Genomic DNA, 11,708 nt, shown 5'->3' with positions numbered 1-11,708 from the left:
CTCACCCGCCGATGGGGTACGGCTGGCGCAGGCCGAACTCTTCCCAGCCGCGGCGCTCGGCGTACTCGTTGTAGACCCCGCCGCACTGCGTCCGCAGCGGGCAGCCGTCGCAGGGCGGCCCGTACGAGCGCATCTGCTCGTCCATGAACGCGTCGTAGTCGTCCAGGACGTTGCCCTGGTACATCATCCGGATCGAGCGCGTGCCGTCCTCGATGGCCAGTGCCTCGTGCGGGGTGACCACGCAGAGCGGGAAGCCCTCCAGGGTCAGCCGCGCCGGTGAGGCGAGCATCATCTCGATCACCGGCAGCAGGTGCTCGCGGGTCTCGGCGACCGTGGGCGCCTGCATGTCGAGGGCGAAGAAGCCGCTGCCCACCGGGTGCAGGTTGGAGATGTTGACGTGGTCGACCCCCAGCTCGACGCAGAGCCGGCAGATGTCCATCAGCCGGCCCATGTTGAGCCGGGTGATGACGGTGTTGGTCCGCACGGCGACGCCCGAGCGCTTGGCGTTGCGGATGCCCTCGATCGTCTCGTCGAACCCGCCCGGCGTCTGGGTCAGGCAGTCCTGGATCACCGAGGTGGAGCCGTGCAGCGAGACCACGAACAGCTCGACCCCGGCCTCGGCGAGGCGCTGGGTGAACTCCGGGTCCTTCAGGCGGCGCGCGTTGGTCTGGATCTCCACCCGCGGGTACTCCAGCAGCCGGATCGTACGCAGCAGCTCGAACAGGCGCGGATGGATCGTCGGCTCCCCGCCGTGCAGGTTCACCGACGCGTACCCCTGCCCAGAGTTCTCGGCGAGGAAGCGGATCAGGTCGCCGTACTCCACGCTGTCGGACTTCGCCAGCGGCGACCCCACGACGCAGAAGCCGCACTTCTCGTTGCACAGGTCGGTCACGTGCATGCTCAGCTGTTTCATGTCCACCTCACACCAGGCCCAGGCGGCGCGCCGCCGAGGCGAAGACCTCGGGGGTGCCGGGATGATCGGTCAGCGTCTCCAGGTACGCGGCCCGCTCGCGCGCCAGGTCGTCCTGGACCCCCCGGTCGTACAGCACGCCGTGCAGCGCGGACAGCACGGCGGGCTCATCGAGCAGCTCGGCGTGAGCGAAGGTCGATATATAGGGATTTTTCGCCACGATGGGGTCGAGGAAGCTGTGGAACCCCAGCGGCCACATCCGGAACGGATACATGGGCAGGGTCCGCGACAGCCAGGAGCGGACGTCCTCCGACAGGCCGGACAGTTCCGCCTCGACCCGGTCGATGTCCGGTTTCTCCGGGACGTCGAACCGGTTGGTCAGCACCAGCCCGGGGATGTCGGACAGCACGGCCCTGGCCAGGGTGGTGGCGCCCAGGTTGAGTGTCAGCACCAGGTCGACCGAGCCCAGCAGCACGTTGAACCGGTGCGGCGAGCAGGCGGGAATGACGTGGGCGCGGTCGGCCAGATCCGCCAGCACCGGCGGCACGCTGCCCACCAGCACGAAGCGGGCGCTGGGCGGCAGCTGCCGCAGGTAGTGCACGAGCAGTTCGGGAACCTGGTCGGCGATCCGGTCGCCGTTCTCGTCGGCGTACCTGTCCTGCTGCCATCCGGCCACCGCGAGCAGCACCATCCGGTCCTCCGGCGCCATCCCGAACGTCTCGCGCAGGTGGTGGCGGGTACGGCGGCTGACCCGCTCGTTGCCCTCCCAGAGCCGGAAGGGGTACGTTCCCGGCTCCTCGTCCAGATGACAGATCGGCACCGGGCGCAGGTGGGTGGGCATGTCCATGATCCGCCGGGTGACGCCCATCGACTTGCCCTGGAAGACGTCCACCGCGAACTCGGTGTTGGCCCACTCCCAGATGTCGATCGGCATGATCGGCAGGCCGTACCGTTCGATGAACCACGGGTCGATGCCGTAGCGCTTGGGGAACACGCCGCAGTAGGTGAAGTAGTCGGACAGCACGATCGCGTCCGGGCGGAAGTCGCGGACCGTCTCGTCCACCAGCAGCGTGGCGAAGGAGCCCATCGAGTTGTTCAGCACCAGGTACGGGAAACCGCTGCCACGCAGCAGCCTCTCCGACGTGGGCTCGACGATGAAGAAGCTCTCGATTCCGGCAACCCTGAGCTGGCGGGCCAGCGACATGCCGATCAGCGTCTCGCCGTATCCGGCGCTGCTCATCGCGAAGAAGAGAAGCCTCACGGACCCACCGCCAGAAGTGAGGGGCCCTCCATGGACCGGCGGACGGCGAGCGGTGTCCCGACGTCCTGGAACGTGCCGCCGGGGAACTCGACGGCACGGACCCGCAGGCCGCTGCGGACCGCGAGGTCGAAGTAGTGGCCGAGCACCGGCTCGCCGTTCCGGGGGGCCTTCTCCCGGGTGTCCTGGATCAGCCCCTCGTGCAGGAGCCTCGTGAAGGCGTCCCCCCAGATCGCCGCGCCCCAGGTGTTCATGACCGGCGGGTCGGCGGGCTTGTCGAACACCCGGTGCACCCGGTCTCCGCGCAGGATCACCGGGCCGAGGCGGTGCGCGTCCGGCGTGGGGAAGACCGCGAGCGCGAGGTCGGCCCCCGTCTCCTCGTAGACGCGGCGCAGCCGGGTCAGCGCGTCGGGCGGGGTGAAGATCGTGTCGGGCATGACGAACACGACGTCGCGCCCCCGGGTCCATCCCCGGGCCAGGTCGAGCGCGCAGGCCAGGCCGCGCGCCTCCTCCTGGAGGAGGTAGGCGATGTCGACGCCGAGGTGGCGCCCGTCGCCGAGGTAGCCGACCACCTCCAGCTTCCACGGGGCCACCACCACGATCGCGCTGCCGATCCCCGCACCGGCCAGCGACTCCAGCGCGTACTCGGCGACGGGACGCAGCCGGGCGCCTCCCTCGGCCCGCTCGTACACGATGGGCAGCAGTTCCTTGGGGTAGCGCAGCGGGGCCATCCGGGTGCCCCGGCCGGCGGCGGGTACGAGTCCGACGAAGTCCGTGCTCGTCAAGTGCCACTCCTTACTGGTTGGGGAGCGACCGGTTGGGGAGCGCCGCTCAGCTGTGGGGGAGCGCCGGGCGCGGGCCGCGGTTCGGGAGGTCGCTCGCCGAACCGGACCAGCCGGATGGCGTCGATCAGCTCGCGCTGGAACGGATCGGCCGCGATCTCACGCAACCGGGCCCGCCCGTCGAGTGAGCGGAGCATCTTGTAGCAGAGGTCGCAGCCGTTGGTGAAGGTCGCCCCCTTGAACAGCCCGCGCACCGCGGGGGAGGAGGCCACCATGCGTGCCACGCCCTGCGGCCCGTACACCCGCAGGAACTGGTACTCGTAGTTGCGGTCGGCGTCGGCGAGGATCTCCTGGAACGACTTCTCGTGCAGGTTGCCCATGAAGTAGGCCAAGTCGGAGAGCGTGACGTAGGCCCCGGCCTTGCCGATGTGGCAGGCGGACAGGTCGCCGTTAGGGTTGATCAGCGGGGTCTCCAGGTAGCACGAGGCCGAGAAGTGCTCGGGGTCGGGGGGAAGGCCCACCTGGTGCGCCGTCTTGATGAACGGGGTGGGGATCACCCGGTCCACGTGCACCCGCACCCGGTCCTCGAAGCGCCGGTACAGCCTGCGGATCCGCTCCTCCTCGTGATCCTCGGCGATGGTGATGCAGAGGCTGATCTCGGGGATCTCCCTGGCGATCGCGCCCTCGATCACGTTGACCACGTGCTGGGTGGGGACGCGTTCCTGGTGGTAGACGTCGGTGCTCAGGAAGAGCCGGGTGAGGCCGGGCAACTGCCCGAGGATCTTGTCCACCGTCGCGGCCGAGCGCCCCCAGAAGCTGCTGGTGAACACCGAGATCCGCGGCCTGCCGGGGTGGCCGGCGGCGGCCCCGACCCCGGATCTGAGCATCCGGAATCGCTGGAAGGGCTCGCCGCCGGTGAAGATGATCTCCGGGATGCCGCTGTCGCACGCCTGTGCCACCCAGCGCCCGATCTCGTCCGCGGTCGGCTGGCGGTCCCGCGTGGAGCCGGTGAAGCCGCAGTGCCGGCAGCCCACGGTGCAGATCTCGGTGACGCTGACCAGTATCGAGTTGAAGTGCACGACACCCCCAGAGATGTTTAGTAGTAGCCGCCGCCGCCGGGCTCCTTGACGGGGACCGTGTGCGCCTGGACTGCGGGCTTGAGCAGGCCGGCGCCGGCCAGCTCCTTGATCTGGTCGATGTGGTCGGCGCCGAGGTTGTACTCGGTGGCGACCGACTCGGGGTCACTGAGCAGCTGCTCGGCGAACCCGGGGTCGGAGGCGGCGCGTTGCACGAGGTCGCGAACGCGTGGAGACGAGTCGCTCATTGGTCCCTCCCATGGGACGGGGTTTCGTGGGCCGGTCGGGCTTCCCACGCGATCAAGGTATGAATCCGGCGGACTCCGAACCACCGCCTGGCAGGCGTATTCCGGGGCCGCCGGGAGGCGGAGGGCACGTCTCGGGCCGGCTGTCCGGCCGCGTGCGATGGCCTACGCGTCCGGCGCGATGGCCTAGATCCCCGCCGGTGTGGCGTAAACGGCGCACGGCGCGGGCGGGGGCGGCCACCGCGGCGCGGGGCGGCGTAGCGTCGGGGGCATGCTCAGGTTCGCCGAGCTCGACGCCCTGCGGCGGCAACGCGGAAGGTCGGCCCTGCTCCTCATCACCGACCGGTGCCCGGTCGGCTGCGCGCACTGCTCGGTCGACTCCCGCCCGGACGGCCCGCGCGTCACCGACCACGCCCTCTTCGCGGAGATCGTCGAAGGGCTCTGCGCGGACGAGGCACTGCGGGTCGTCGGTGTCTCAGGCGGGGAGCCGTTCGTGGAGCGGCGCGCCCTCGCCCACGCGGCCCGGCGGATCCACGCCTCGGGCAAGGCACTCGTCCCCTACACCAGCGGCTACTGGGGCGCGGGCGGCGATCCCCCCGGATGGATCCGGTCCGTGCTGCGCCTGTCGGCCTGCGTCGTGCTGGGCGTCGACGCCCACCACCCGAGCCCGCGCGCCGCCGTGGCCGCCGCCGCCCGTGCCGTCGCCGCCGAGGGGGCGTGGCTGGTGGCGCAGGTACTGGACGATCCCGCCCAGATCGAGGCGGCCCGGGACCTCCTCTCCGGCGCGCTGGGGGAGGGCTGGCGCGAGCTCGCCGAGATCCATCCGGTCCCGCCCCTGCCGTACGGCCGCGCCCGCGGCCTGTTCCCCGAGCTACGTCGCGTGCCCGGCGCGCGGCTGGGCCGGTGCGCGATCGCGCACACCCCGACGGTCCGCTACGACGGGCGGATCTCGGCCTGCTGCGATGAGAACGTCATCATGGGAGCGGGCCCGCCCGACCTGCACCGCGCCGCCCGCGACCGCGACGGCGTGCGCCGGGCCCTGGCCGATCTCGCCGCCGACCCGTTCCTCGCGGTCCTCGGCTCCCTGGGGACGGAGGCGCTGACCGCCCTGCCCCGCTACCGCGACCTCGCGGAGCGGGAGTTCTCCGGCATCTGCGGGATCTGCCGTCACATGCTGAGACGCGCCGCGGGCGAGCGCGACACCCTCCTGCACGCGCTGGCGCTCCTCTCACCGCCCGGGGAGGCGGCCCCCCCGGGGTGAGCCCGCCGCTCCACGAGGGCGGGCTCCGAACGCCGTCAGTCGAACGCTGTCAGTCGAACGCCGTCAGCCGAACGCCGTCAGCCGAACGCTGTCAGCCGAACAGGGCCCGGCGCAGCGCGACCACCCGCTCGGCGGAGGCGCGGCGGCTGATCTCCGCCTGCGGGAGCATCCCGTCGAAGCCGTGGAAGGCACCCGGGTAGAGATGGAGCTCGGTGGAGACACCCGCCCGGACCAGTCGCAGGGCGTAGTCGACGCACTCGTCCCTGAAGACCTCCAGCTCACCGACGTCGACGTACGCCGGGGGCAGGCCCGACAGGTCGGCCGCCCTGGCCGGGGCCGCGTACGGGGAGACGTCGTCGCCGCCTGCCCGCTCACCCAGCAGGGCCTTCCAGCCCAGGAGGTTCGCCGCCCGGTTCCACACGATCGCCTCGGCGAACTCCAGGCTGGACGGGGTGGTGTTGCGGTCGTCCAGCATTGGGCAGATCAGTAGCTGGAACGCCAGGGCCGGGCCGCCCCGGTCGCGGGCGAGCAGTACGGTCCCCGCGGCCAGGCCACCTCCGGCGCTGATCCCGCCCACCGCGATGCGATCCGGGTCCACCCCCAGTTCGGCGGCGTTCTTGGCGGTCCACACCAGGCCCGCGTAGCAGTCCTCGACCGGCGCCGGGTCAGGGTGCTCGGGAGCCAGGCGGTAGTCGACCGAGACGATCACGCATCCCAGTTCGGCGACGTAGTCGTTGAGGCGCGCGTCCTCCATCTCGACGTCGCCGAGGATCATCCCGCCGCCGTGGATCCAGTACAGGCAGGGAACGGCCTCCCGCCGCCCGGCCGGACGGTAGATCCGTAGCCGGATGTCGGGATCGCCGTCCGGGCCCGGCACCGTCCGGTCCTCGATCGTGACCCGCTCGTCCGGCGCGAGCGGAGCCAGCGCGGCGCGCGCCGCGCTCAGCTGGAGACGGAGGCCGGGCAGGTCCTCCAGCCGTACGGCACCGAGGTCCGCGACCGGCAGGGGGGTCGCCTCGAGGGCGGCGGCCAGTCCGGGATCAAGGTTCGGATGAAATGCCATATCACTCCCATGAGATCGGTCCCTTCCGTCGATCATGCGTGAACCCGCGCCCCCTTCACAACCGCGACATGGCCGAGACGAGGGCACCGCCGGCCGCCGCCCGGCCGGCCCGGATCCACGGCTGAGGAGGGAGAGGTGAATTCCGTACCGATCGCGGAATCCGTCACCAGAGACGAACCCGATAAAAATCATTGGCGCCGAGGCTGGTTTTGCCCTTCAATGAACAAAGGCAGGGGAACTCGCCCCCGGCTCAGGGAAAGGAGTGGCCGTGAACCACGGTGCGTCGCCGGTGTGGCAGGTGAAGCTCCCCGCGTCCTCCCTGTTCAAAAGCATTGGTCGGGCCCCAGGGTGGTCAGGCGGATAAACCCCGAAAGGGAAACCGCCGAGCCGCCGGAGACTCCGTCACAGGCGGCTTCTTCATTTCCTCTTTCGCAGCGATAATCGGACGGCCGGTTTCCGAGATGGACAACTTCACAGTGCAGCAGGTTGAACGCGAATTCGTTCGGGCTCCCCTTCCGGAGGGCGCGAAAGGATTCACCTCCGGGAGATTCACGGGGGACACGCCGCAGAGGCCGAACCGGTAAGGCAGCCGGCTTCCACCCGGCAGGACGGGGTTCGAGTCCCCGCTGCGGCTCCGCCCTGAAAGAAGAGGGCCATGGGACTGGGACTCGGCGAGGGGAGTGGCGACCCCCGCCCGGTCGGCAGGCCCGCAGCGCGTCCGGTACGGCCCACGCCAACCGGCCCGGACGCGTGACGGAACGTAGCTCAGCAGGAAGAGCATCCGGCCAGGGACCGGAAGGCCGCAGGTTCGAGTCCTGCCGTTCCGACGGCACCGTGTCACCACGGCGGCGCAGCACGACGGCGCGGCACCGAACACGGCACCACCGGCGCGCCGCACGGCGCGCCCGGCCGCTCTGGCCCAACGGCAGAGGCGCCGCGCTCAGGACGCGGATGTTCGGGGTTCGAATCCCCGGGGCGGCACGCGATACGACGCCGGAGACGGCAGGGACGGCTACCCGCCGCTCCGCCAGGGCAGCAGGACGGGTTCCGCGGGAAGGTCTCCGGCCAGCAGGCCGGGTAGCAGGGCCGGCAGGTTGACCGGGAAGACCAGTTCCCGGGTGGTCAGGAACTCCCGGTGCGGCCACCAGCGGTGCGCCGAGATCTGCGAGCGCTCCAGCTCCTCCTGCCCCGAGACGTCGACGGTGTGGCCGGCGACGCGCAGGAAGAAGAACGAGTCGGTCGCCTCGACCAGGACGTCGCCGAACTCGGCGAGGCCGGAGGTATGGGCCACGACGGGCCCCAGCCGCTCCTCCGCGACGTCCAGCCCGGTCTCCTCGCGCAGTTCGCGGACCGCGGCGGCGGCCAGGCTCTCCCCCTCGTGCACCCCTCCGCCCGGGGTGGCCCAGAAGTGCTCGGCGGGCCAGTGCGCGGGAGCCTGGAACCGGAACAGCAGGAGGCGGTCGTCGTCGTCGACCAGCAGGATCCGGGCGCTGGGGCGGGAGATCGGGGCAGCCACCCTCCCGATCATAGAAGCCTCTCGCCCACGGTGTCGTTCGTACGGAAGCCGCCACCGGCGGGAGCCGGTGATCGAACGTCAAGCGGTCGTCAAGGTATGCCGGGCCCCGCCTGGAGGAGGCGTCAAGCCTGGGTGCCGGGGCGTATGGAAACCGTCAAGAGGCGCAATAAGCGCGGAAAGCAGCGCTTTCCTTGCATGTGCCCTGCCCGTCGGGCGGTGGTGAGAACAAACCCCGGATGCGAGGAGTGGGATGACAGACGTCATCTTCGTCGCCCTGACGATCGCGGTCTTCGCGTTCCTCGGGCTGGTCGTCAAGGCGGTGGAACGGCTGTGAGTACCGTCAACGCGGCCGGTCTGGTCGTGGTCGTCGGCCTGGTGGTCTTCATGGTCGTGGCCCTGCTCTTCCCGGAGCGCTTCTGATGACGTCGACCACGGCCGGAATCCTGTTCATCGGATCCCTCGTCGTCGCCCTCGCGGTGGTCCACCGGCCGCTGGGCGACTACATGTACCGCGTCTACCACGACACCGGGCACCTCGCCCCCGAGCGGATGATCTACCGGTTCGCCGGCGTGCGGCCGGACGCCGAGCAGAGGTGGGGGCTCTACGCCCGCAGCCTGCTGGCGTTCTCGGCGGTCTCCGTCCTTTTCCTCTACGGGCTGCAGCGGCTGCAGGACAGGCTGTTCCTGTCGTTGGGCCGGCCACCGGTGACCGGCCACGTCGCGTGGAACACCGCGGTCAGCTTTGTCACCAACACCAACTGGCAGGCCTACTCCGGTGAGTCCACCATGGGCCACCTGGTGCAGATGTCCGGCCTGGCGGTGCAGAACTTCGTGTCCGCCGCGGTGGGCATGGCGGTGGCGATCACCCTGGTCCGCGGCTTCGCCCGCCAGAAGACCGAGGAACTGGGCAACTTCTGGGTGGACCTGGTCCGCGGCACCCTGCGCGTCCTGCTGCCGATCGCCCTCGTCGGCGCGGTCGTGCTGCTGGCGGGCGGACTGGTGCAGAACTTCGCCTCCCCGCACGAGGTGACCACCCTGACCGGCGGCGCCCAGGCGATCACCGGCGGCCCGGTGGCCAGCCAGGAGATCATCAAGGAGCTGGGCACCAACGGCGGCGGGTTCTACAACACGAACTCGGCGCACCCCTTCGAGAACGCCACGAGCCTGACCAGCTGGGTGGAGATCTTCGCGATCCTCCTGATCCCCTTCGCGCTGCCCCGCACCTTCGGCCGCATGGTCGGCGACAGGCGGCAGGGCTACGCGATCGTCGCGGTCATGGGGATCCTGGCGCTGACCGGCGTCGCGTTGCTCACCGGGTTGGAGACCGCCCACGGCGGCACGGTCCCGCAGGCGGTGGGCGCCGCGCTGGAGGGCAAGGAGGTGCGCTTCGGCGTGCCGGGCTCCGCAGCCTTCGCCGCCGCCGCCACCCTGACCTCGACCGGCGCGGTGAACTCCTCCCACGACTCGTTCACCGCGCTCGGCGGCATGATCACGATGCTCGGCATGATGCTGGGCGAGGTCGCCCCCGGCGGCGTCGGCGCGGGTCTGTACGGCATCCTCGTCCTCGCGGTGATCACGGTCTTCGTGGCCGGGCTCATGGTCGGCCGTACACCCGAATACCTGGGCAAGCGGATCGGCTCCCGGGAGATCAAGTTCGCCGCGATGTACTTCCTGGTCACGCCGGTGCTGGTGCTGACCGGCACGGCACTGGCGATGGGCTCGGCCGAGCGGCGGGCCGGCATGCTCAACAGCGGCCCGCACGGCTTCTCCGAGGTGCTGTACGCCTTCACCAGCGCGGCCAACAACAACGGCTCCGCGTTCGGCGGCCTCACCGCCGACACGCCGTGGTACACCGTGGCTCTCGGCCTGTGCATGGTCCTCGGCCGGTTCCTGCCGATCATCTTCGTGCTCGCGCTGGCCGGCTCCCTGGCCGTGCAGGCGCCGGTGCCCGTCTCGGCGGGCACCCTGCCCACCTACCGGCCGCAGTTCGTCGGCATGGTCGTCGGCGTGACGGTGATCCTCGTCGGACTGACCTTCCTGCCCGCCCTGGCACTCGGCCCGCTCGCGGAGGGAATCCAGTGATGTTCATCCGGACGTTCCAGCTGCCGGGCCGTACCCCCACCCCCGGAAACGGCAGGGTGGGCGGCGGCCTCCTCCATCCCGGGCAACTGGTCACATCGCTGCCCCAGGCGTTCAGGAAGCTCAACCCGGCCACGCTCTGGCGCAACCCGGTGATGCTGATCGTCGAGATCGGCGCGGCCTTCAGCACGGCGCTCGCGGTGGTGAACCCCTCGTTCTTCGCCTGGGCCGCCGTGGCGTGGCTCTGGCTGACCGTGCTCTTCGCCAACCTGGCCGAGGCCGTCGCCGAGGGGCGCGGCAAGGCGCAGGCGGCCGCGTTGCGCGCCGCCAAGCGCGACACCACGGCGCGGCGGCTGCGTGGCCGCGACTCCGCCGAGTGGGACGTCGTCGGGGCTCCCGAGCTGCTGCGGGGAGACTTCGTCGTGGTGGAGGCCGGAGAGATCATTCCAGGTGACGGCGACGTGGTCGACGGCATCGCCTCGGTGGACGAGTCGGCCATCACCGGTGAGTCGGCCCCGGTCATCCGCGAGTCGGGCGGTGACCGTTCGGCGGTGACCGGCGGCACCAAGGTGCTGAGCGACCGGATCGTCGTCCAGATCACCCAGCGGCCCGGCGAGAGCTTCATCGATCGGATGATCGCCCTGGTCGAGGGCGCCGGACGGCAGAAGACACCCAACGAGATCGCCCTCAACATCCTGCTGGCCGCCCTGACGATCATCTTTCTGGTCGCCACCGCGACCATGCAGCCGATGGCGATCTACGCCAAGGCCCAGAACCCCGGGGTCCCGGACTCACCGGCTCTGACCGAGGACGGTGTCACCGGTGTCGTGCTGGTCGCGCTGCTGGTCTGCCTCATCCCGACCACGATCGGGGCGCTGCTGTCGGCGATCGGCATCGCGGGCATGGACCGCCTGGTCCAGCGCAACGTGCTCGCGATGAGCGGCCGCGCGGTCGAGGCCGCCGGGGACGTCAACACCCTGCTGCTGGACAAGACCGGCACCATCACCCTGGGCAACCGGCAGGCGTCGGCGTTCCTGACCGCCCCCGGAGTCTCCGCGGAGGAGCTGGCGGAGGCCGCGCAGCTGGCCAGCCTGGCCGACGAGACCCCCGAGGGCCGCTCGATCGTGGTCTACGCCAAGCAGCAGCACGGCCTGCGAGAGCGCCTGCCGGGAGAGCTCGCCCGCGCCCGGTGGATCGGGTTCACCGCGCAGACCCGGATGAGCGGCGTCGACCTCGAGGGGCGCCAGGTCCGCAAGGGCGCCGCCACCGCCGTGATGAAGTGGGTCCGCGAGCAGGGCGGCCACCCCGTCGAGGCGGTCGGAGGCATCGTCGACGCCGTCTCCGGCTCGGGTGGCACCCCGCTGGTCGTCGGTGAGATCGTCGACGGCAGGGCGCGGGTGCTGGGGGTGGTTCATCTCAAGGATGTGGTCAAGCAGGGGATGCGTGAGCGGTTCGACGAGATGCGCCGGATGGGCATCCGCACGGTCATGATCACGGGTGACAATCCGCTGACGGCCAG

The 11,708-nt window shown here is 70.8% G+C and carries 11 protein-coding genes and 3 tRNA genes; 7 read left to right on the top strand and 7 right to left on the bottom strand.

Annotation, left to right across the window (positions count from 1 at the left end; translation table 11 throughout):
- Window position 1 precedes the first annotated feature (1 nt).
- Genes AB0J58_RS36720 through AB0J58_RS36700 form a run of 5 tightly spaced genes read right to left on the bottom strand, consistent with a single transcriptional unit; the run spans window position 2 to window position 4,274 of the window.
- Window positions 2-913: a radical SAM protein gene (locus AB0J58_RS36720; RefSeq protein ID WP_364224541.1), complete on the bottom strand. Its 912-nt coding sequence runs from the start codon at window positions 911-913 to the stop codon at window positions 2-4.
- Between the two features lie 7 nt (window positions 914-920).
- Window positions 921-2,171: a DUF6365 family protein gene (locus AB0J58_RS36715; RefSeq protein WP_343982372.1), complete on the bottom strand. Its 1,251-nt coding sequence runs from the start codon at window positions 2,169-2,171 to the stop codon at window positions 921-923.
- Entirely contained in the window at window positions 2,168-2,953 is a 786-nt protein-coding gene (locus AB0J58_RS36710) for a sugar phosphate nucleotidyltransferase (RefSeq protein ID WP_364224539.1), read from the bottom strand. Before AB0J58_RS36710 ends, AB0J58_RS36715 begins: the two co-directional genes overlap by 4 nt.
- Window positions 2,950-4,029: a radical SAM protein gene (locus tag AB0J58_RS36705; RefSeq protein WP_364224537.1), complete on the bottom strand. Its 1,080-nt coding sequence runs from the start codon at window positions 4,027-4,029 to the stop codon at window positions 2,950-2,952. The genes AB0J58_RS36710 and AB0J58_RS36705 overlap by 4 nt, the downstream gene beginning before the upstream one ends.
- Before the next feature lie 17 nt (window positions 4,030-4,046).
- Complete coding sequence (locus tag AB0J58_RS36700) at window positions 4,047-4,274, bottom strand: hypothetical protein (protein ID WP_343982362.1); 228 nt, start codon at window positions 4,272-4,274, stop codon at window positions 4,047-4,049.
- A 268-nt stretch (window positions 4,275-4,542) separates the two neighbouring features.
- On the opposite strand from AB0J58_RS36700, the gene AB0J58_RS36695 reads away from it, so the two are divergent.
- A complete protein-coding gene (locus tag AB0J58_RS36695; protein ID WP_364224535.1) occupies window positions 4,543-5,532 on the top strand; it encodes a radical SAM protein in 990 nt (329 codons plus the stop codon).
- 91 nt (window positions 5,533-5,623) lie between these two features.
- On the opposite strand, the gene AB0J58_RS36690 is transcribed toward AB0J58_RS36695, so the two are convergent.
- Window positions 5,624-6,595 carry an alpha/beta hydrolase gene (locus AB0J58_RS36690; protein ID WP_364224533.1) on the bottom strand — a complete coding sequence of 324 codons (972 nt, stop codon included), beginning with the start codon at window positions 6,593-6,595 and terminating at the stop codon, window positions 5,624-5,626.
- 562 nt (window positions 6,596-7,157) lie between these two features.
- On the opposite strand from AB0J58_RS36690, the gene AB0J58_RS36685 reads away from it, so the two are divergent.
- The 3 genes from AB0J58_RS36685 to AB0J58_RS36675 all read left to right on the top strand — a co-directional run bounded on the left by AB0J58_RS36685 (window position 7,158) and on the right by AB0J58_RS36675 (window position 7,576).
- Window positions 7,158-7,229, top strand: a tRNA-Gly gene (locus AB0J58_RS36685).
- A gap of 120 nt (window positions 7,230-7,349) precedes the next feature.
- Window positions 7,350-7,422 (top strand) — tRNA-Pro (locus tag AB0J58_RS36680).
- Window positions 7,423-7,503: 81 nt separating this feature from the next.
- Window positions 7,504-7,576: transfer RNA gene (locus AB0J58_RS36675), tRNA-Leu, on the top strand.
- Between the two features lie 31 nt (window positions 7,577-7,607).
- Here the strand turns inward: AB0J58_RS36675 and AB0J58_RS36670 are convergent.
- Entirely contained in the window at window positions 7,608-8,111 is a 504-nt protein-coding gene (locus AB0J58_RS36670; protein ID WP_364224531.1) for an NUDIX domain-containing protein, read from the bottom strand.
- 330 nt (window positions 8,112-8,441) lie between these two features.
- Between AB0J58_RS36670 and kdpF the strand changes: the two genes are divergently transcribed.
- From kdpF to kdpB, 3 genes are all read left to right on the top strand, one after another.
- A complete protein-coding gene (kdpF, locus tag AB0J58_RS36665; protein WP_037972605.1) occupies window positions 8,442-8,531 on the top strand; it encodes a K(+)-transporting ATPase subunit F in 90 nt (29 codons plus the stop codon).
- The gene (gene kdpA, locus AB0J58_RS36660; RefSeq protein ID WP_364224529.1) at window positions 8,531-10,192 is read left to right on the top strand and encodes a potassium-transporting ATPase subunit KdpA; all 1,662 of its coding nucleotides are present in this window, start codon (window positions 8,531-8,533) and stop codon (window positions 10,190-10,192) included. The genes kdpF and kdpA overlap by 1 nt, the downstream gene beginning before the upstream one ends.
- The coding region (gene kdpB, locus AB0J58_RS36655; RefSeq protein ID WP_364224527.1) for a potassium-transporting ATPase subunit KdpB at window positions 10,192-11,708 on the top strand (1,517 nt) is incomplete at its 3' end. The genes kdpA and kdpB, both read left to right, overlap by 1 nt.

This window comes from Streptosporangium sp. NPDC049644 (assembly GCF_040675205.1).
Classification (GTDB): domain Bacteria; phylum Actinomycetota; class Actinomycetes; order Streptosporangiales; family Streptosporangiaceae; genus Streptosporangium; species Streptosporangium fukuiense.
The sequence above is the reverse complement of the archived record's forward strand: the minus strand, read 5'-3'. Positions and strand labels throughout refer to the sequence as shown.

Bases quoted from the DNA above. Each gene is read 5' to 3' on its own strand.
- AB0J58_RS36720 (WP_364224541.1), bottom strand. From the start codon at position 913: ATGAAACAGCTGAGCATGCACGTGACCGACCTGTGCAACGAGAAGTGC.
- AB0J58_RS36700 (WP_343982362.1), bottom strand. From the start codon at position 4,274: ATGAGCGACTCGTCTCCACGCGTTCGCGACCTCGTGCAACGCGCCGCC.
- AB0J58_RS36695 (WP_364224535.1), top strand. From the start codon at position 4,543: ATGCTCAGGTTCGCCGAGCTCGACGCCCTGCGGCGGCAACGCGGAAGG.
- AB0J58_RS36690 (WP_364224533.1), bottom strand. From the start codon at position 6,595: ATGGCATTTCATCCGAACCTTGATCCCGGACTGGCCGCCGCCCTCGAG.
- kdpA (WP_364224529.1), top strand. From the start codon at position 8,531: ATGACGTCGACCACGGCCGGAATCCTGTTCATCGGATCCCTCGTCGTC.